We start from the raw sequence: 21,651 nt of genomic DNA on the forward strand, positions 1-21,651 counted from the left end.
GTCCCGTCAGTTCTTTTTCATCGTATAATCTTTCACTCCTAACGAATCGTATGCCTGCAACAGGGCCTCGTCGTTATCGGAGATCATCAGGAGTTTGTCGTTTTCTTTCAGTTCTGTATTGCCTTTCGGGATGAAGTAATGTCCGTCGCGTTTCACCATAACGGCAAGGGTATGGTCGGGCAAGGTGAGTTGCATCAGCTTGTTTCCGTGAGATAGGACAGCCGGGGTGATGTCTATTTCACTCATGGCACTCTTGATATCTTCCGGCAATTCGATACCGAACACGTCTTTTCGTTCCGGCTCGTCGACAAGTCCGAGCCATTTGGCTGCTTGCGTTACGGTCGTTCCCTGTATCAATAGGGAAAGGATCGTAATGAAGAATACGATATTAAAGATCATGCCTCCGTGATCGACCCCGGCAATCCAGGGATAGGTCGCGAAGATGATCGGGACCGCTCCGCGAAGTCCCACCCACGAGATATAGAGCTTTCCTTTTGTCGTAAAGCTCTTAAACGGAAGCAAACACAGGAAGATCGTTGCCGGACGGGCTATCAGTATCATAAATACTCCCACTAACAGGCCGACCGGAGCGACAGGCAGCAACTCATGCGGGTTCACTAACAGGCCTAACGTAAGGAACATGACAATCTGCCACAACCAGGCAAAACCGTCGAAGAAAGTCCCCATGCTCTTTTTATGCACGATCTTGGCATTCCCAACGACCAAGCCGGCAATGTAGACGGCTAAATAACCATTCCCCTTGCATAAGGTCGTAGCCGAGAAGGTGAAAAAGGCGGTTGTCAACAATAAGATCGGGTATAAAGACTCGTTGTCCATATTGATCTTGTTGATCATCAGGACAGCTAACTTGCCTAACAGGAAACCGGCAATCGCTCCGACCGATAACTGGATGATCAATTGCAGGACAGCTTCCTGGAGGTTCATGCCACCGACCTGTATATAAGCAATAATAAGCAAGGTAAGCATATACGCCATCGGGTCGTTGCTACCGCTCTCCAACTCCAAGGTCGGACGCAAGCGTTGTTTCAGATAAACCCCCTTGCTCCTGAGAATGGAAAAGACGGAGGCGGAGTCGGTAGACGACATTACCGCCGCCATCAACATCGATTCCGCTATCGTAAGGGTCTCGTAACCGGTAGACCATAAGAACACATAATAGATAAAAGCCCCCGTTATGAGCGTCGTCAGCAAGACCCCTACCGTCGCAAGGATAACACCCTCCGTGGCTATCGGTTTGATCTCGGACACCTTCGTATCCATACCACCCGAAAACAGAATGATACTCAACGCCAACATACCGATAAACTGTGCCGCGCTGGGATTACTGAACTGAATACCCAAGCCATCACTGCCGAACAGCATCCCGACACCTAAAAAAAGCAGCAACGCGGGCAGGCCGAAACGGAAACCGGCTTTACCGGCAATAATACTGAAAAAGAAGATAATCGAAGCAATCAGCAGGATTGCTTCCGGATTCTCGAAGATCTGTAATTCGTGGAACATAGGCTAAAAACGGTTTACTCTATAATTTGTCACTTCAAAGTAAAGAAAAAATAACGATATGCACAACAGGTTAACACTTAAAAGACAGGGGTATCTGCTGACTAATAAATATATTCCGTATATTTGTGCATATAAAATTAACGCTATGATTAAAACAAATCTATTCCTACTATTGTTCGTTCTCCTCGCGGGGACTTCATGCAATAAGCAGCAGCATTTCATTTCGGACGATGCGTTTCGCGCCGAAGTGGAGAATGACTTCCGGGCAAAGCAGGCCGCTTTGCCGAACGGAGACCTTTTTTCCGTTTTTAACCAAAAGATGACGCCCGACGAAAAAGAAGCGCTTACTTTCCTGTATGCCTATATGCCGATCGGGGATCTCACGGATTATGACGGGCAACTGTATCTCGATAATATCCGCAGCTCGTTCCGCGCTCGGGTGGAAATGCCCTGGGGGGACAGCATACCGGAAGACATCTTCCGCCATTTCGTACTTCCCGTACGTGTCAACAACGAAAACCTGGACGAGAGCCGCATGGTCTTTTACGAAGAGTTGAAAGACCGGGTGAAGGGCCTGTCCTTGTATGACGCTGTGCTGGAAGTGAACCACTGGTGTCACGAGAAAGTGATCTATACGCCTTCCGACGCCCGGACAAGCTCTCCGTTGGCATCCGTGAAGACAGCCTACGGGCGTTGCGGCGAAGAATCGACTTTCACGGTTGCCGCCCTCCGTTCGGTCGGCATACCTGCCCGCCAGGTCTATACGCCGCGCTGGGCGCATACCGACGACAACCACGCTTGGGTGGAAGCCTGGGTAAACGGCAAATGGTATTTCCTCGGAGCCTGCGAACCGGAACCGGTCCTCAACTTAGGATGGTTCAACGGGCCGGCTTATCGCGGTATGCTGATGCACACGAAGGTATTCGGCAAATACAACGGGCCGGAAGAGGTGATGGACGTAACCGACGGCTACACCGAGATCAACGTGATCGACAATTATGCCCCGACCGCCAAAGCGACGATCACCGTCGTAGACGAGAACGGCCTGCCTGCCGCTGGAGCCGATGTGGAGTTCAAGATCTACAACTATGCCGAGTTCTACTCTGTCGCTAACAAGAAAGCCGATGCGGATGGCAAGACTTTCCTCTCCGCCGGTAAAGGCGACATGCTGGTATGGGCGACCAAAGACGGCAAGTTCGGTTACAGCAAGGTGTCGTTCGGCAAAGACAATAACGTGACGATCACCCTCGACAAGAAACCAGGCGACATCGAAACCGTCACGCTCGATATCATCCCTCCGGTAGACGGCTCTATTGCCGCCGAAGTGACGGACGAGCAGAAAGAGGCCAATGCCAAACGCCTCCATGAAGAGGACGTAATCCGTAATAAATATGTAGCAACCTTCTATACGGAAGAGAAAGCGGAAGCGCTCGCCAAGGAATTAGGCATCGATCCGCTGAAGACCGCCGACTTCATGATCGGCAGCCGGGGCAACTGGCGCGAGATCGAGAAGTTCCTCCGCGAGACGCCCGCCGGTAAACGCCCGATGGCGATGGACCTGCTGAACGCCATCTCCGCCAAGGACCTGCGCGACACGCCGGCCTCCGTACTGGCAGACCATCTGAACAATGCCCAGGCGATACAAAGCTCCCTGTTCACCGAATATGTCCTCAATCCGCGCGTGGCTAACGAATTCCTGACACCGTACAGGAAGTTCTTCGCCACCAATGTCGATCCCGATTTGGTCTGGAAAGCCAAAGCCGATCCGCAGCTGATCGTCGACTGGGTGAAGGAAAACATCAGTATCAATGACAGCCTGAACCCGCAACGTATTCCGATTATGCCGATGGGTGTATGGAAGTCGCGCGTTGCCGACAAAGGTTCCCGCAACATTTTCTTCGTCGCCGTATGCCGCAGCATTGGCATCCCGGCACGTATCGAGCCGGTAGCCGGAAAGGTGCAATATGCAAAAGGTCTGAACTGGGTGGATGTGGACTTTGAAGCCGCCGAGCAAACGACAGCCAAGCAGGGCAAAGTCATTGCCTCCTACCTGCCGATCAAGGCATTGCAGGACCCGAAATACTACAGCCATTTCACAATTGCCAAAGTATTGCCGACCGGCAAGCTACAAACGCTTAACTTCGAGTCGGGCGACGTGGACATGGGCGGCGGTGACACCTGGAGCGCCCTGCTGAAAAAGCCGCTTCCGATGGATGAAGGCAATTATATGCTGGTAACCGGTACGCGTATGGCGAACGGCAGCGTGCTCGCCGAAATATCCTTCTTCAATGTGGAACCGGGCAAGACAAGCAATATCAAACTGGAAATGCGTGAAAGCGAAGATGATGTGCAGGTAATCGGCAACTTCAACTCCGAGAACAAATTCAAACGTGCCGATAATGGCGAAGAGACGAGCTTGCTGGCAACTACGGGACGCGGCTACTACATCGTTGCCATCCTCGGGGCACGCCAGGAACCGACCAACCACGCCATGCGTGACATCGCCGCCGTAAAGAAGGACCTCGAAGAATGGGGCCGCGGCATGGTGCTGTTGTTCCCGGACGAGAAAGGCTTCCAGAGCTTTGACCCGAAAGAGTTCGGAGAACTGCCGGGCACTATCACCTACGGTATCGACATCGACAAGACGATCCAGAAGGAGATAGCCGCAGCTATGAAGTTGCAGAATGTCAACACACTGCCTATCTTCATCATCGCCGACACTTTCAACCGCGTCGTTTTCGTATCGCAAGGATACACGATCGGATTAGGCGACCAGTTGATGAAGGTAATACATAAGTTATAAGCTTTCGACAAAGAGGGTGTGTCAAAAAAACAGCTTACTAATAGACATAATTTAGGCACGGATTTCACGGATTTACACGGATGATTTTTTTCTTTCCGTGTTTTCCGTGAAATCCGTGCCTAAAAGATCGTGATGTAGGTGTTTTGACACACTTTCTTTATATATGATTAGGAAAAGCTTTTATCGACGGCGGCGCACGCTACGTACCGGCGAGCTTTTTTGGGCTTTCGGGGCTTTGACTTTTACTTCCTTCTGTTTTTCTTCCTTCACGGCTTCCGTTTTCTTTCCGCGGGCGGAGACGGTTGCGCTTTTCGTCTTTTTGCCTTTCGTGTCGGCGGCGAGCTGGGCTGTATCCGGTTGCAGATAGAGGGATTTCTCGAAGGTGATCAACTGGTTCTCGATACGTTCCTGCTCGCGCTTCATCGAGTCGGGGGTCGGGCAGTAGGCTTGCAGGGGTTGGTTCATCAGGTTCTGCGTCTTGAAGATATCGCCTTCGAACATGCGGCGGCGGAAATAGTCGTCGAGCGTGAAGGTCATGGCGTTGTTGATGTTCGACGTCATGATGTAGGCGGTATTGATATAGGGACGGAGGTTTTCGTAAGGAATCCAGAACATCGGCATGGTGTTCTGTCCCATATCGTCCACGATCGTCAGGATCGGGCAGATCGCCAGTGTCTTGACATCGAAGACGGAGTTGTTCTGGTCGAAATACCAGGCTTCCTTCACGTAGTAGGAACGGACATCGCCGGACGGGATGTCACTTTCGTTCACGACAAAGCCGGCAGGTTCGTCATTATTGCCCGGTGTCTCTTCGTAAAAGATGCGGCAACGGTCGAGCATCACTTTCAGGTCGAGCTTGCGGTTGTCGCTGAAGTCCTCGTAACCATCGAGATATTCATAAGCGGAGAGCTTCCCCTCACATACCAACTGAAAGATGATGGAAAACAGATTCATCTGCCCGTTCATCGGCTGGGTGGGGTAATATAAGGGAGCGTTCTGCTCTTTCGTCAGGTCGATCTGGCGGTAGATGACACGCATCCAACGGGCGTTGCCGATCTGCTGCGTCATCCGTTCGTTCATATCCTGGGCCCGGACGGTCAGTTCGGGCATGCCGCTCTCTTTCTTATCTTCTTCACGGGCTCCACGGCTCGATACGGGGCCGCGGCGTCTCTGCTGCTGTTGCTGCGTATTGTCGGCCTCTTCCTGCGCCTGCATGGGAAAGGAGGCGAACAGGGCGATGGCGAGGGTTGCTATGTAATATAAACGTTTCATATTTTATTTGTTGCGGGCAGGTATGAAACCTGCCCTTACGTTATGTTAATTGACGATTACTTCGACGGCGGTCGGAATGGTACGTTCCTTGTTGTCCGGGCCTGCCACTTTCACATGGGTGATGTAGAAGCGTTTGCCTCTTGCCAGGCGGCGGATATAGTCTTTCTGACGTTGCGAGAACTGGTTGCCTTGCGTGACTTCCGGGATGATGTTACCCATCGAGTCGTAGAAGGTCAGTTCGAAGCTCAACACCTTGAACGGTACGTTCAGCAGGTCGTCGTCGATAGCTGCCTGGATGCCGTCGGCTTCCACCAGGTTGCGTTTGGAGAACTGGCCGCCGCGGAACTTGCGCATGTTGCCGTTCTGGTCCTTATACTCGATAAAAGGCATCGGGTCGGGCAGGGCACGTACGCGGAAAGTCGTTTTCGCCATCTCGACGCTGCGCCCGTCCGCCATCTTAGCATGGACAGATACGACGGCATCCGTTCCGGGCGTTGAAGGGCGCGCTTCCCACTGGTCGCCTTTGCGGACCAATGTCCCGTTTGTCATGGCCGCCGTCACATTGCCGCTCGGCACGCCCGGCACGGCAATACGGATCGGGTTGGCGATTCCGGCATACAACACATTCATCAGCATCGGCGCTACCGTCGCACTCGGTTCCGTCACGAAATATTCGCTTTCGAACTCGCGGCGCATCACGCTGCCGTCGCTACCCGGCATATCGATATATCCTTTGACCGGATAAGTGCCCGGAGCGCCGGCCACAGCCGTAAACATGCCGTTTGCATCATAAGGCAACTCCTTGCCGTTCACATAAACGGTCGGACGCTTCGTCGAGTCGACTGCCGATAAGACGATATTCGCCTTGTATTGGCTTCCGCGCATGACGATCTGGCTTTCGGGAATCACCTGTGCCGTGATCTGGTTCACACGATAGTCGCGCATGTCGACGCTGCTCAACAGGTTCGACAACACTTCGCCTTCGGCGTAGCGGATATCGCTTTGCATTTTCGTCAACAAGGTGACTGCTGCCGCTACCGGCATATTCTCGAACAGGGCCTCTTCCCAGGTGCGGGTATTGATACCGGCCTTGTGAGGCGGTGTCGTCGAGAGGCTGGCTTCGATGATGCGCGTCTTGGCAGAATCTTCCACCATCTCGCCCATCAGCGTCCGGTATTTTTCGATGCTCTGGCGCAATTTCTTGCCCTCGCCCGAAACGGGAGACAACATCACGCGGGAAGCCGCTTCGAGGTCGTCCTTATGATCGATATTATTGACATCGGCATCCTTGCCGTCGACAATCTGCACGATGCGCACTTTCAGGTCCTGCACATAGTTATACAGGCTGTCGGAAGCATGCTTTACCTTGTTCCCCTTTTCGTACCACTCGCGTACTTTTTCGGGATTCGTCTGATAATAGGCCTCCAACTCCTCCGTGACGAGATTGTTGCGGGTCGAAGTATTATCGATAGAGGTTCGCAAGCTGTCTTCCACCAGTTCGAAACCGTCGAGTACCTCCGACGACACGTTGAGTGCCATCATGGCGATGAACACCAGATACATCAGGTTGATCATCTTCTGACGGGGCGAATTGGGATTATTTGCTATTCCTGCCATATCCGTTTACTTCATTGGGTTGTTTGTATAGGGCGCCTGCTGTTGATAACCGTAGGGCTGCTGTTGGTACGGCTGCTGGTACGGCTGCGGCTGTGCGGGCTGCGGTTGCGGCTGCTGGTAAACAGGCTGCTGCGGTTGTGCGGGCTGCTGATACCCCATATTGACCGTCATGGCCTGCAGCAGGCGACTGTAAACCTGGTTCAGTTCGGCCAACTGGCGCGTCATTTTTTCCGTTTCGTTGCGGAATACGGAGCTGTCCACGACAGAGCCGTCATACATTTCGCGGATGCGGTTCAGGCCGCCGTTGATATGTTCGATCGATTCGATCTGCGAACTGATGCTCTTCAACTGTATTTCGTAGATGGTGTTCAGGCCGGAGATATTGCGGTTCAGCATTTCCATCTGCTGCACGTAGCCGCGTGAATTCTGGTTGATGCCGTCGGAATTGTCGGTGATGTTCTTGTACGAGTTCAAGAGCGTGTCGGAGACGTTGGTCAGCGAGTTGGTTACCTGGCTGAAACGTTCCATGTGTTCGGACATGCCTGAAAGCTGTTCCAGGTATTTCTGCGTCGCTTCCGTCAGTTCCGCCATCTTGGAGATCTGTTCGGCAGCACCGCTCAGTTTCTTGATACTGTCGGAAAGGTTCTTCGTGTCTTCTTCGCTCACATCCAGGCCGAGATTGCCCAATCCGGCTGCTTGCTTGCCGCCGAAATTGATGTTGAGTCCTGTGCCCGCTTCATCGTCAGCCGTATTCTCCGGCGAATTGACCAGGTTGGACATAGGCGTATTGACAAAATCCGGGCGGTCGAGCGGATTCTTAGATTTCAAGACCGGGAACACTTCTTCCCAGTGGTATTCGTTAAACGGCTTTTCAAATGCTGAAATAAAGAACACCAATGCTTCTACGGTCATGGCAATACCAAGGACCCAGTTAGCATAAGGCACATGCAAGAGCTTGAACAAGGCGCCGATAATCACGATGGAGGCCCCCCAGCTATAACAGAAATTAAGCACCCGCTTGCCTCTTTCGCTGGCGAGGTACATCTCGACTCTGTTTTTATATCTTCTATATTTTCCCATAATATAATGTATATTCGTTTTTAGAGAGGGCGGGCGAACCCCGCCCCTACGTTATTTTTTACCTTTCACTCTTGAGAAACCGATTTGTGTACGGGCGCAACGGAAACCGATGTATGAACGGGTTTCGTTCTGGTATTCGAAGGTGCGCATATCCGAACGGATAAACTGTGCCACGTCTTTCCAGGAACCGCCGCGTACGACTTTCTTCTTCATTGCGTACGGGTCTTCCTTCGCAGCATTGTAGCGCAGGTCCGGGTTCATGTCGCTCATCTGGCTCGGACCGGATTCGGAATAGGAGGTCGATGTCCATTCCGCCACATTGCCCGCCATATCATAGAGGCCGAATTCGTTCGGGGCGAAAGAGCCGACACGCGAAGTGATCAGGTGTCCGTCTTCCGTATAATTGCCCTTGCCCGGCTTGAAGTTGCCTAAGAAGCAACCTTTGCCGCTCACCAGCTCGTCGCCGGCCCACGGATATTTGTTTTCGTTCTTGCCTGTACGGGCCGCATATTCCCATTCGCCTTCGGTCGGCAGGCGGAACGGCTCGATGGCCTGTCCGCTGGGGAAGTTCAGGGATTCCTTGAACAGGTTGGTGCGCCATACGCAGAAAGCGGTCGCCTGCTCCCAGGAAACACCCACTACAGGATAATCGTCATAGCCCGGATGCGAGAAGTACATACGCATATACGGTTCGTTATAGGCATTGTTGAAGTCGTTCACCCAGCAACTTTCGTCCGGATAGACATTCACGATACGGGTATGGAGGAAATCCCACGGCCCGCTAAGCTGGCGCGTGATGGTTTCGTTCACGATCTCGCCTTCCTCGGTGATGTAGGCCGTATCTTTTGAAATCATAATCACTTCGTTAGGATCGACCTGGATGTCGGTGTTACGCACGCGCGCCGCCGGGTCCAGGTTGTGTTTGCGGAGGGCTGCCGACGTATAGTCGTACCATTCGTAGCGATAGACCATCTGTTTCGGGTCCAGCGTCTTTTCGCCGGTCACCGGATTAACGGTATAGACGCTTTCGATCGCCCGGATCTCGTCTTCATTGGCACGTTTCCAGGGAATCGGGCGGCTCCAGTCCAGATGCGGGGTAACCGGTTCGCCATAGCGGTCTTCGGTGATCTTAAACAGGTCGTTGCCGCCATAAGCCGGATCAGCTAAGCGTTCGCGGATAATGGAGTCGCGCACCCAATACACGAACTGGCGGTATTTGGCATTCGTCACCTCTGTCTCGTCCATCCAGAAAGCATCGAAAGAGACGCCTTTCGTTTCCGGATTGATTCCCCACAAGGAATCCTTATCAGCGGGTCCCATCTCGAATGAGCCTCTTTTGATCAGAACCATCCCGTAGGGAGCAGGTTCGTTAAACGCAACCGATCGTACCCCCGTCACTTCGCCCCCGCCACCGGAAAGGGTTCTGCCACATGAGGTAAACAGGGCTACTGCCGCAAGTACTAACAATACTTTTTTCATATACTATAATATACGTACACTTTTGTGTCTATTCTTTCCTGACTTCGATTTTTTCAACTTCAACTTGTAGCTTACTACCAACTCGTGGCTTCCGCTCGTGGCTTTCAAGATGGGTATGGTAGAGATAGGGAAATCATACGCATATCCTACCTGGAAACTCCCGATCTTAGCTCCTAACAACAGGATCACCGACTCATTCACACGCCAGGAAAAACCTCCGTTAAACATCTTATTATAAAACAGCCGGGCAGTTATGTCCGCCTGGAAACTCTGCATGTCTGTTTTCAAGAATACAGACGGCTGTAATTCATACAACGGGTTTCGGAACTGAATATTGTATCCGGCTATCAAATTATATGTACTGGCAAGATACATGGAAGAATAATCGTCCAATGAGATCTCCGCCTTGTTTAAGTGCGTGACGCCTACGCCGGCATAGAGATTCTTGCGCTGATAGTAAAGTCCGGCATTCATGTCGAAGCCCATTCCGCTTGCCTGCGTCTGCGGGATCGCCTGGTCTTCCCGTTGATGGAACTGGCTGGTCGGGTAAAAGACCTTTTCTCCGTCGAACGACTGATTTACCATTCCGAACTGCATTCCGATACTGAGCGTGCCGCCAAACAGTTTTTGTTTATAGGCATACTGCAAATTGACATGTGTATTGACGAAAAGCCCGATCCCTTCGGTAAAGACGACCAGCCCGACGCCATGATTGGTTTTCCCGATCTTCAGCGGCATATCCGCATTGATGAAGAAGGAGGTCGGCGCCCCGTCGATCCCGACGTATTGCAAGCGCGACAAGGCGAGCATATTCAAGTCTCCCGATACACCTGCATACGCCGGATTATAATAACCCAACGCCATGAAATACTGGCTTAGCTGCGAGTCGTATTGCGCCCGCGCTCCCGTGAGGCCGGTTACTAAAAGGATTATGAGCAGGAGATATTTGTTCATATATCAAGAAACGGAATAAATCCGAATAAATTGTATAAAAAGCAAACGAGGCGGCGGGACATAACCCTGCCACCTCGTTATTATTTCATGCCTGTACGTTTTTATCGCACATTAATATTCTTCTTCATTGAAGAAAAAGTCTTCCTTACTTGGATAGTCGGGCCAGATATCTTCCATGCATTCATAAATCTCACCTTCGTCTTCCATTTCCTGCAAATTTTCAATCACTTCCAGTGGCGCGCCAGAACGTTGTGCATAGTCAATCAATTCATCCTTGGTTGCAGGCCAGGGTGCGTCTTCCAGTTTTGAAGCTAACTCTAATGTCCAATACATAGCTGTCAAGTATTAATAACCACCTTGCGGCGGTCAGGTTCTCAAATTTTCCGCAAAAATAAAACAATATTCTTTAGATGCAAGTATAATCCCAGATAATTTCTTTGCCATTATTCCGTATGCATTCCTTACGTGCCAGAACAAACAGATAATCAGACAGTCTGTTCATGAAGACCAGGACAGGCTCTTCAACCGTAATTGTCTCCGCTAAACGATAGATCTGGCGTTCGGCGCGCCGGCAGACTGTTCGGCACACGTGCGCCAAAGAGGCCGAACGGCTTCCTCCCGGCAAAACGAAGTTTCGCATCTTGGGCAATTCGTTGTCCAGGCGGTCTATTTCCCGCTCGATACGGGTGATCGTTTCCGGCATCACCTTGCTCTCTATTTTCAGTTCGGTGTTCTCCTGGTCGGTTGCCAGATAGGAACCGATCGTGAACAGCTTATGCTGGATAAACAGCAGAAAATCCTGATCCGCTTTCTCTTCCAGAGAGGTGATCAACAGCCCGATAAACGAGTTCAGCTCGTCGACCGTGCCATAACTCTCGATACGTTGGTGCGCTTTCGACACCCGTTCGCCGCCAACTAAGGAAGTGGTTCCCTTGTCGCCGGTCCCTGTGTATATAATGCTCTTTTTCATATGACAATAACTTATCGTTTTATTATATAATCGCACATCCTTGCCAGATGTTGCAAAAAGAAGTACAATATTCGTCAGATTCCGGGAATTGTGCAAGGAATCGGATTATTTATTTTGACAAGATGTGAAACATTCTTCCCAATCCGTTGCCCGTTCATAAATAACTACTCCAGTCGCCCCAGGAACTGCCAGAATGAAAGATACGGATGTGAGAAGAAGGTGGCTCTGGAACAAGAAAATCAGCAAAGCGAACGGATATCCGAACGGCTCTGCTGATCCTGTATAATCAGAGATAGATTATAAACTTCCTATTTCTTCCACCGAAAGACCGGTACATTGGGCGATCGTTTCAACAGGGATCCCTTGGCTCTTCATCTTGCCTGCGACTTCAACTTTACCTTCAGCTTTACCTTCAACTTTACCTTTTTCCATCCCCTCTTCGTATTTTGTTTCCATGCAAGCATATAAATCACGTTCGGTAGACAAACTAAGCTCGTAGGCAAGGCGCTCGTCAGGAGTCATGCGTTCGATCTCCACGATGCTTTTTAGCTTTTGGAAGATCTGTTCGTTCAGTTCTTTCGGTAATCGTTCCAAGATATCAATATTGTTTAGTACAAATAAAAACTTCTTATATAATGTATCACAGTCGGAGAGCTTCAGGGTAAACTTGGGCATCTCCAGATAGACTTCCGTCAGTGTATCACTGAAAGGGACTTTCAGCTCCCGGTCCATGCGAATTATATCCCAGCGATATTTATCGGGATATTTCCGATCCATGATATAATTTAAAACACAAACGACATATACACGGTTCACGGCATAATTCCAACGAAGCCGTTTCTGTGCCGTTTGGCAACCGGCCTCTTGGCCTTCTTTCAACTCTTTCAATTCCTGCTCCAACTGCTCCTTCGCATATGACGCTTGTTGCTGGATAGCAAAAGAAGCATAATATAACACTCTGTCGGAGAAATACTTTTGTGAACTTTTCTGCATCTTGACAATGATCATCTCTTCTTTGTCTGTCTTGCAGAAAATATCGAATACCGCTTTCCTGTCGTTTCGTCCTAACCCAAACGCTTCTACATTGCGGAAGGTTATGTCCCTAATCGTTTCGTTAAGCAGACTGTTCAGGAATTTGATAATCATGTCCTTGTTGATCTCACTTCCGAAAATTCTTTTAAACCCCTCATCTGTATAGGGATTGATAAACTTTTCCTTTGTAGGAAAGAATGATTCATTCATAGCTAAGATATTTTTGTAATTGTTTATTCCTGTAGCCGCTTTGGCTACATGGATGTGGCAAATATAAAGATTTTATGAACAATAACAAAGCAATGGAATATTTTGATGCCCTGATTCCTTTCAGCATAGGGAACTCTCGTTTCCTGCCGAGGGAATTTCCGTTTCCTCCAGGGGGAAACTGCAATAGGCTGGTTATCAATGTTTATTAATGCACTGTTTGGGATTCGTTTTTTACTTCATTCAAAGTATATCAGGTACTTGTATTTTATCCCTAAACTAAGGGAATCCGTGCCTAAAATTGGTTCAAATCTTCCAGAATATGAGTCTGTGAAGTTGTTCCTATAGATGGCTGTCGCTTCCCGAAAAGGTCGGCATCGGTTGCCGGATAGATGCCTGCCTTTTTCCTGCTGCCCTATAGGCTTTTCCCGGACAGGCTAAAGGCTGTATTTTTTAGCCTATAACCTATATTTTATGGGACAGGAACCAATTCCGAACCCTTATATGAGAAAACTGAAAATAGGGTTCACGGCGGTAAAAGGCTAATGGCCAGCAATTTGTTGTGAAGGCTGTGAAGGCTGTGAAGGCTGTGAAATCTGTTTACGATCATCCAATCCTATCGATCGATCCCGCCTTTTTTTATCTTGCATTCACAGGGTTCACAGCAACATGCTGATCTACAGAGTCTCCAAAGCAGTGTGAACCCTAATTTAATAAAATAACCAGGGGTATTTAGAGGATAATCTAAGAAAAACTGAACCTATATTTTAGGCACGGATTTCACGGATTACACGGTTTAAATATGTTTTGAAAAAAAACTTCTTGCCGTGTAATCCGTGAAATCCGTGCCTAAAATTGGTTCAAACCTAACCTCCGTTGAGTAAGTGACTGCATCACCCAATCACTGTTGAGCTAAATAAATTATCTCATTAGAAAGAATATTTGAACCTGGTTCTTCTGTGGTTTTTTAACCCCTTTAAATATAATCCATAAAAGGGCCTAAAGCTCACAAAGGAAGAGGCTTTGCCTCCATACCTTTTAATCCGTCTGCTGAAGCAGACGGCAAAAGAGAGGATGATGGGGCTTTGAGGATTGTTTATCCAAAATTATATTTATCTTTGCAAGGTCATTGAACTACCGGCTTGCAGCGGCAAGTTGTCAATGACTCGTTTTTTTTGAATAAAGCATTTTTAAAGGTATTATTCCGGGACGGAAAGTTTCCCAAATTTTTCATATCTATCGGGATAATAGCAACAAAATGCTCACGTCGGTTGTATATATACAGAAATGTATAGCATATAATGGCGTGGGCTGTTGCTTATTATCTATAGGTAGGGCATTGGGAAACGCCTCCGGACGGATAATTCGCGGCAGTCTCACGCTTTTTTTGTGTCCTGTCGCATCCTTTAAAAATAAGTTCATATTATATTATTAAAATAAAAGGTCGTAACGCAACGCATGTACGACTGTACGTTTTTCATTGTGCAACTGTCCGTTCGCGAGAATCTGACAGTTGTTTTTAAACAGCTTGTTTTTTGTGATGATAAGACCCTCCGAAAACTTGCTGTCGAAAGGTTGCTTCGCATCAACCGGCTTCATTGCCGGGATGCGGGCGACCTTTTTTTAGGGCTGACTGTTTATATCCGGATAAAAAGTCAGAAGTAAACAATATAATCCCTCTTATGCAGCCTCTTGTTGAAAAACACGATTCCCATCGAATACAGGTCGATCGTCACCGTTACTTCGGGATGAGCGCATATTTCCTGCCAGAACTCACGCATTTTGCGGCTGGCTTTGATGCCTTCGAAGACAAAGACCGTGTCGCCATGCACATGTTTCAGGCATTCTTCAAACAGCCAGCTATTGTTTTGCTGCTCGTACAGGGTATTGAAAAAGACGAAGTCGAGCCGCTCCATGTCCTTCAAGGCTGCCGGAAGCAAATCCTTATACCCTCCGACACGCAGGTCGACCGGATTGCGGGCGGCTTTATTGAAAGCGATACGGGCGATGGAGGCAAACTCCGGCACGTTTTCCAGGGCGATACATTTCAGTCCGGATGCGTATGAAGTCAGGTACAAAGTGGACAGGCCCATGGAAGGACCCAACTGAAGGATATGTTTCGATTTGAAATAGTTGGCAAGACGGAAAAGCAGGGCGCCGTGTTTGGGGCGGATCGCCTCCCGTTCGACAATCTGGCCGATCGTACGGCTTCGCATCTTTCCCTTTTGCTGGCGGTCGGGATAGGCGATCTCGCCATTTTGGAAAAGCAGCTGTTTACGGATCAGTTCGATGTCATAAAAACTATAATATTGGCAGCGTTCTTCGATCACCTTCGTGATCAGATTGAAAACAAAGGGGGAATGAACCCCGAAGCCTTTGCGGTAACGGATGCCCCGGTATAAAAGTACGCCTTTTCTTAGTGTATTAGCTTTGGGAATGATCTGCATAAATTATAAATTATAGGTTTCCGCAGGGAGGGAATGCTAATTATCGGCGTGTTTATAACGACAATGTCTTAGGGCTGTAAGCCCGATAGAGCATAGCCCAAGACATGAGCCCTCTCTTTTGCCGTCTGCTTCAGCAGACGGATTAAAAGATTTAGAGGCAAAGCCTCTTCCTCTGTGGACTTTAGTCCCTTTTCATATATTATATTTAAAGGGGTTAAAACCCACAGAGGAACCGGCAAAGCCGGAACAATCATCTATCCGTCTGCTGAAGCAGACGGCAAAAGAGAGCCCTAAGATATTTTCGTTACCTAAGACATTGTTGCTATAAACACACCGATAAATCTTCATTTACCTGCGATAATAAGGCAAAGTTAATACTTTCTGCCTGAATTCAGCGCACAATAGGAGCCTCTTTAGTTGCTTTCTCGTATATGGCTTTCATACTCACGGGTTTACCTCCTTGCCGCTTGCTTTCGTTGGCGGCTTCCATAAAGGTATATATTTCGATTGTTTCCGTCTGGTCGACGGGCGAGACGCGGGTTTTGAAGAAGGTCAGGATCGTTTCCAGCAGCTTGCCATAGCCTTCGTAGCCGCCTGCCGGGAACATCTTCTTTTCGCAGAAAGCGGTTCCCCCGTAGGGACGGGCTCCTTCGCGCAAGCCTCTGAACGTGCCGATACGCCCGTCTTTCCAGACGCCGACAGCCACATCGGTTCCTTCCGTCGAGACGCAGGAGACGGATTCGCAGCCTGTACCCATCAGCGTATAGAGTGTTTCAACGCCGTGGATGCCGTACCAGTAGAAGCCGGCGTGCGAAGGTTCTTCCGTGCAGGGAGAATAGCAGTCGGCTCCGACTACCTTGCCTTCCTTTCCGGCTCTCAACTCCTGGTTCCTGGGCGAATAGCGCAGGGCGGACGAGGAGAAGATCGGGACATTCCGCTCTTCGGCAAAGCGATAGATGGCGATGGCATCCGGCAGGGTGGCGGCAACGGGCTTGTCGAGGAACAGGGGTTTGCCGCTTTTGATCACTTCCACGGCTTGTTCGAGGTGGAGCGTCCCGTCGTTTGTCTCCAACAGGACGCAATCGACCGTTTTCAGCAGTTCGGCTATCGAAGTGGTGATCTTCACACCGTTCTTTTTGGCTCCTTCCGTGTATTCGGGGATGCGTTTCACGCTCGATTCGATGGTTTTGGAACCGTAAGGATAGGCGGCCGTGACCTTGAACCCGGCGTATTGCGGTTCCGGGTCGTCTGCATTCAGCAGGCGGATGAAGGCTTCGGAGTGGGAGGTGTCGAGCCCGATCACGCCTACGCGGATTATTTCCTGTGCCTGAAGGGCGAACCAGGCGAAGAGCTGTACCAATAGGAGCAAGGTTGTTCTGTGTTTCATATCTTTTGATTATTAGAAGGTTATTCGTTTATTTACTTGGCTGGTCTTCCGGAAGAAGGGATGCGCTGTCGGCGTCCAAATAGAGCCGGGCGTTCTCTTTGCGGCGGAGGATGGTCGAGGGGTTTTGCTCGCTGATCGGGGCATAGAGCGTGTTGTAGACGGCTCCGGCTTTCGTGCGGGCGGGGACGATGCAGAAGGTGCAGGGGGCGGACATCAAGACCGGGATCGTGAGTGTGAAAGCGCGTTCGGGAACTTCCGCAAGGGTGTGAAAGCACCCGTCGTTGACCTGCTGCCGGCGGCATCGCGGGTCGAGCTCCACGACCTTCATCGGCAGGGGATCGGCAAAGTCGGCGACATGCGGGTCGTTAAAGGCGATATGGCCGTTTTCTCCGATTCCCATGCAGACGATATCGACTCCCTTGTCGGCCAGCAGGCGGGAATAGCCGGCTATGGCGGCGGCGTGGTCGGTGGCGTCGTTCGGGATGTAATACACGTTGCGGAAAGGGACTTTGTCGAACAGGCGCTCTTTCAGGAAGTTGCCGAAACCTTGCGGCGCGTCGGGAGAAAGCCCGATGTATTCGTCCATGTGGAAGGCGTTGACGCGTTCCCAGGGAATAGAACGATCGGCAATCAAAGCGGACAGGAATTCGTTTTGCGAAGGAGCGGCAGCGAAGATCATGCCGATCTCCGCTTTCCTCTCCAACAACTCCCGTATCGCCGCCGAAACATCAGCGGCAGCTTGCCTCCCCATCGCCTGCCTGTCCGGGAAAATATAGATGGATAGATTGTCTATTTTCATTTTAATTGGATGTTATCTGATTTGATAAATCATTATTTATCGGTGTATAATATCGATGGCTTGCCGCAGGTTCTCGTTTGTTAGTTTACATATAAATCATCATTTGTAAGAACTTATTTATTGCAACGCCAATGCGTGATCCGGTAGCCATGCACCGCATACCAGATCAGGTAAAGGAAACAAGGGATCAGTACCCAGTAGCCCTGTTGCAGGGAAGTCATGTCCGCCATTTTTCCGTAGACGAGCGGCAGGATTGCATTTCCGCACAGCGCCATCACCAGCAGGGAAGAACCGATCTTCGTAAACCGTCCTAAGTCGCGGATCGCATGCGGCCAGATACCGGCGTATATCAGCGAATTGGGAAAGCCCAAGGAGGCCAGGAACCAGATCGACAGGTTCGCATCGTGCCCTAAGAAAGAGACGTTCACATCAGCCAATACCACGCCTAAGGAAAGCGTCAGCCCCAACACTGTGCAGAAGATCAGTGCGTTCTTTTGGGAAACCACTTTCGGGATCAGGAGGATGCCCAACATATAGCCTAAAATGGTTGCCCCCAACGTGTAGGAAGGGAAGAATTTGGCATCTAACAGCCCGACTCCCATCGAACCGGCATAGCTGATGATCGTGTCGATCGCAATCACCTGCGTGCCGACGTGCAGGAACAGTGCCAGCACGCCCAACACTAAATAAGGGAACTGGAAGACGGATGTCTTGTCCGAATTGGCTGCCGCCACCTTTTCGTCTTCGTCTTCGGGATTGATGTCCGGCAATACGGAACGGTAGATAAACACACCGATCCCCACCAGCAAAACCGCCAGCACGCTATAGGGAAGGATGACGCCCCGGATCAGTTCGTTCAGGGCCGCTTCCTTGTCCGCTCCGGACAACAGCCCGTCTTCGACCGCCCGCAGGATATCCTGGCTTTTTCCCAATACGACTGCCGCGAAGATCAGGGGCGAGACGATGCCGGCGAATTTGTTGCAGACTCCCATGATGCTGATCCTGCGTGCCGCGCTTTCGATCGGCCCGATAATCGTGATATACGGGTTCGCCGAAGCCTGCAGGACGGAGAGCCCCGTGCCCATCGTGAACAGGCCGGTCAGGAAAATCCAGTAGGCGCGGTTCAACGCTGCCGGCACGAACAACAAAGCTCCGGCGGCCAGGCAGAAGAAACCGTACATCATCCCTTTCTTATAGCCCGTCCGCTTCAACAGGTAGGCGACGGGAACCGACATCACTAAATAGGCGATGTAGAACGAGAACGTGACAAAATAGGATTGGTAGTTCGTCAATTCGCAGGCGATCCGGAAATAAGGGATCAGGATCGAGTTCACCCACGACACGAAGCCGATGATGAAAAACACGACTCCGATAATGGCAATCCCGATCGCCACCTGCCGCTTGCCGGCTTTATGGTCTGCTGTAGCCATCATAACTTCATCTCCCAGCCTTTTTCGTATGTACGGGACCAATACTTGCCGGCAGCTTCCTTGTTACGGATATGGCCGTCGGACGGATCGACCAGCAGGCGTTCGGCCGAACGTTGGGCGATATTCCCCAATTGTACCAGCAACGTGCTCTTGTGGCCGGAAAGGATGTCGGCATGGAGCGGCGTCCCTTTCGTGATGCCGTCGAAGAAGTTCTGGATATGAAGGGCGTCCAATTGCTGGGCCGGATTCATCTTATTGCGCGGGTCGATCCGGATATTGCTTGTCACGTGCTTGATCACCTGGTTCTTGTGATCCAGTATCTTATATTCGTTTCCGCCGCCGATCAGCAGGTTCGCTTTCTCGCCGTAGAACAGAAGCCCGACCGCTTCGCCTTCGATACGGAACGGGTTGCAGCAATGGCCTTCCCACATCATCGACTTTTTGCCGCCGAAGTCGAGGTTGATCACTTGCGTGTCGGGCGCTTCCCAGTCGTCCTTGTAATAGTAGCGGCCTCCGGTAGAGGTCACCGCCGTTGGGAAGTCGAGTTCCATTCCCCAACGCAGCAGGTCGACCATGTGCGTCCCGTTGTTCAGGGCTTCGCCGGTTCCCCAGCGCCAGAACCAATGCCAGTTGTAGTGGATGAAGTTGTCTTTGAAGGCGGTGCGCGGAGCCGGTCCTTGCCACAGTTCCCAGTCGAGCCATTCGGGAACGGCTGTTTCCTTGCCCGTCCCGATGGAAGGGCGGTTATTGGTGTACCAGGATTTACCGAAATAGACATTTCCGATTGTCCCGGCTTTGATTTCGTTGATGGCCTCTACGATATTCGGCCACGAACGCCGCTGGTTCCCCATCTGGACCACCCGTTTATACCGTTTGGCGGCCTCGACCAGCATCTCGCCTTCCGCCGGAGTGTGGCTACACGGTTTTTCCAGATATACATGTTTGCCCGCTTTCATCGCCAACAGGGCGGCAGGGGCATGCCAATGGTCGGGCATCGCGATCACGACGGCATCTACATCCTTCTGCCCGAAGGTCTTGCGCAGGTCTTTGTCTCCGGCAGGCTGCTGCCCCGTGATTTCATCTACGGCGGCAATACATTTGGACAGGGCGCGCGAATCGACGTCGCAGATGCGGGTAACCCGGCAATTCGGCTGCTTGGCGAAGTTCTGCGCCAATGCTTTCCCACGCGAGTTGACGCCTATGACGGCTGCGTTTATCCGTTCGTTCGCCCCGACTATGTTGGCATAGCTCCGGGCACTGAAACCGGGTAAAATTCCCCCAAACGAAGCGATCGCCGTACCGGCTGCCGCTCTCTTCAAAAAACTACGTCTTGTTATCATAATGCATTATTTTAAGTTTTCTTTCCGTGATTTCTATGTAAGCTGTGCCTGAACGGTCCGATCGGATGTGGCGACTGTCTTTCCGCCAATCAATGTCCGGGCAACGCGTATGTGGTCGTCGAAGAGGATGATGTCGGCATCCTTCCCGGCTTGCAGGCTTCCTTTCCGGTCGTCCACGCCTAAGATGCGGGCCGGTGTGGCTGTCATCATCCTGACGGCTTCCGGAAGCGGGATTCCGGCTGTTTCCACCATTGTCCGCACCAGGCGGTCCGTCGTCGCGACACTCCCGGCAAAGGCGGACCGGTCGGGCAATTTGGCTACCCCGTCTTCCACCACGACTGTCTGCCCTTCTTTCAGGCTGCCTAATTTATAGGTTCCTTCCGGCATGCCGGCTGCACGCATCGAGTCGGTGACCAGGGCGATCCGGTCCGCTCCCTTGAACTTGTAGATCAGCTGCAAGAGGCTTTTAGGCAGATGAATGCCGTCGGCTATGATCTCGACATCCATCCGGTCGATCAGGAACGCCGCTTCGACTGCGCCGGCATAGCGGTAAGCATTCCGGCGGGTGACGCCCTGCATGCCCGAATAAAGATGGGTCATCAGGGAATAGCCGGATTCGAAAGCCTCCATCACCTCTTCGCAAACGGCATCCGTATGCCCGACCGAGGGCAGGATGTGGCAGCTTTTCAGCAGTCGTCCCAGTTCGAGGGCGCCGGGTAATTCCGGGGCAATGCTCCAGCGGACAATGTCGCCGGATGCGTCCAGTATCTTCCTGTAGTGTTCGGGAACGGGTTGTTTCAGGTTCGCCGGGTCTTGTGCCCCCCGCTGGCTGTATGCGAAATAGGGACCTTCCAAATGGATGCCTAAAAACTGTGCGCCTTGCGTATTCCGTTTTTTTGCCTCCGTGTAGACATCGAACATATGGAACAATTCTTCATCCGGGCAGGTAAGCGTGGTCGGAAGCAAAGCAGTCGTCCCGTAGCGGGCATGCGTCTCTGCAACGGTCAGCCAGGCTTCGACAGTGCCGTCCATAAAATCGGCTCCGCCGGCGCCATGCGTATGCAAGTCTATGAAACCGGGTGAAATATAAAGGGAACGGGCATCGATCACCTCGCCGGAAAGCGGTGCGGCCGGTTCGCCTTTTCCTATGGCGGCGATTTTGCCGTCTTCTATCACGACATATCCGGTTTCTGCTATTTCGTCCGGCAGAATCAAACGTCCGTTTATCAGTGTTGTTCTCATGGCAATCGCATATTAGATTATCGATGCACAAATTAAGCACATTATTTTTCGCAATTAGGGTATAATCA

General features: G+C 51.0%; 16 protein-coding genes. 1 reads left to right on the forward strand and 15 read right to left on the reverse strand.

Annotated features, from left to right (window positions below):
• Window positions 1-6: 6 nt before the first annotated feature.
• Entirely contained in the window at window positions 7-1,524 is a 1,518-nt protein-coding gene (locus tag H8S65_RS02650) for a potassium/proton antiporter (protein ID WP_186928420.1), read from the reverse strand.
• A 58-nt stretch (window positions 1,525-1,582) separates the two neighbouring features.
• Between H8S65_RS02650 and H8S65_RS02655 the strand changes: the two genes are divergently transcribed.
• A complete protein-coding gene (locus H8S65_RS02655) occupies window positions 1,583-4,327 on the forward strand; it encodes a transglutaminase family protein (protein WP_436277865.1) in 2,745 nt (914 codons plus the stop codon).
• 180 nt (window positions 4,328-4,507) lie between these two features.
• Here H8S65_RS02655 and porN read toward each other — a convergent pair whose 3' ends face one another.
• The 14 genes from porN to nagA all read right to left on the reverse strand — a co-directional run bounded on the left by porN (window position 4,508) and on the right by nagA (window position 21,583).
• Entirely contained in the window at window positions 4,508-5,599 is a 1,092-nt protein-coding gene (gene porN, locus H8S65_RS02660; RefSeq protein WP_186928422.1) for a type IX secretion system ring subunit PorN/GldN, read from the reverse strand.
• A 45-nt stretch (window positions 5,600-5,644) separates the two neighbouring features.
• Entirely contained in the window at window positions 5,645-7,216 is a 1,572-nt protein-coding gene (gene porM / locus H8S65_RS02665) for a type IX secretion system motor protein PorM/GldM (protein WP_186928423.1), read from the reverse strand.
• A gap of 6 nt (window positions 7,217-7,222) precedes the next feature.
• Window positions 7,223-8,296: a type IX secretion system motor protein PorL/GldL gene (gene porL / locus H8S65_RS02670; RefSeq protein ID WP_255489013.1), complete on the reverse strand. Its 1,074-nt coding sequence runs from the start codon at window positions 8,294-8,296 to the stop codon at window positions 7,223-7,225.
• A gap of 51 nt (window positions 8,297-8,347) precedes the next feature.
• Entirely contained in the window at window positions 8,348-9,775 is a 1,428-nt protein-coding gene (porK, locus tag H8S65_RS02675; RefSeq protein WP_186928424.1) for a T9SS ring complex lipoprotein PorK/GldK, read from the reverse strand.
• Window positions 9,776-9,778: 3 nt separating this feature from the next.
• Window positions 9,779-10,729, reverse strand: coding sequence for a PorP/SprF family type IX secretion system membrane protein (locus H8S65_RS02680; protein WP_186928425.1), 951 nt, complete (start codon window positions 10,727-10,729; stop codon window positions 9,779-9,781).
• Window positions 10,730-10,840: 111 nt separating this feature from the next.
• Complete coding sequence (locus H8S65_RS02685) at window positions 10,841-11,062, reverse strand: DUF2795 domain-containing protein (RefSeq protein WP_005633363.1); 222 nt, start codon at window positions 11,060-11,062, stop codon at window positions 10,841-10,843.
• 73 nt (window positions 11,063-11,135) lie between these two features.
• A complete protein-coding gene (locus H8S65_RS02690) occupies window positions 11,136-11,699 on the reverse strand; it encodes a cob(I)yrinic acid a,c-diamide adenosyltransferase (RefSeq protein ID WP_186928426.1) in 564 nt (187 codons plus the stop codon).
• 297 nt (window positions 11,700-11,996) lie between these two features.
• Complete coding sequence (locus tag H8S65_RS02695; protein WP_186928427.1) at window positions 11,997-12,941, reverse strand: Rpn family recombination-promoting nuclease/putative transposase; 945 nt, start codon at window positions 12,939-12,941, stop codon at window positions 11,997-11,999.
• A 1,652-nt stretch (window positions 12,942-14,593) separates the two neighbouring features.
• Window positions 14,594-15,385: an O-methyltransferase gene (locus H8S65_RS02700; protein WP_186928428.1), complete on the reverse strand. Its 792-nt coding sequence runs from the start codon at window positions 15,383-15,385 to the stop codon at window positions 14,594-14,596.
• 391 nt (window positions 15,386-15,776) lie between these two features.
• On the reverse strand, window positions 15,777-16,772 hold the full coding sequence (locus tag H8S65_RS02705) for a Gfo/Idh/MocA family protein (RefSeq protein WP_186928429.1): 996 nt from the start codon (window positions 16,770-16,772) through the stop codon (window positions 15,777-15,779).
• Between the two features lie 28 nt (window positions 16,773-16,800).
• Window positions 16,801-17,571, reverse strand: coding sequence for a glucosamine-6-phosphate deaminase (locus tag H8S65_RS02710; protein WP_186928430.1), 771 nt, complete (start codon window positions 17,569-17,571; stop codon window positions 16,801-16,803).
• A 113-nt stretch (window positions 17,572-17,684) separates the two neighbouring features.
• A complete protein-coding gene (locus H8S65_RS02715) occupies window positions 17,685-19,001 on the reverse strand; it encodes a sugar MFS transporter (protein ID WP_186928509.1) in 1,317 nt (438 codons plus the stop codon).
• Complete coding sequence (locus tag H8S65_RS02720; protein ID WP_186928431.1) at window positions 19,001-20,341, reverse strand: Gfo/Idh/MocA family oxidoreductase; 1,341 nt, start codon at window positions 20,339-20,341, stop codon at window positions 19,001-19,003. The genes H8S65_RS02715 and H8S65_RS02720 overlap by 1 nt, the downstream gene beginning before the upstream one ends.
• Before the next feature lie 33 nt (window positions 20,342-20,374).
• Complete coding sequence (gene nagA / locus H8S65_RS02725; RefSeq protein ID WP_186928432.1) at window positions 20,375-21,583, reverse strand: N-acetylglucosamine-6-phosphate deacetylase; 1,209 nt, start codon at window positions 21,581-21,583, stop codon at window positions 20,375-20,377.
• Window positions 21,584-21,651: the final 68 nt, after the last annotated feature.

Origin of the sequence: Parabacteroides hominis (genome assembly GCF_014287585.1) — a bacterium.
GTDB classification, from domain to species: Bacteria; Bacteroidota; Bacteroidia; order Bacteroidales; family Tannerellaceae; genus Parabacteroides; species Parabacteroides hominis.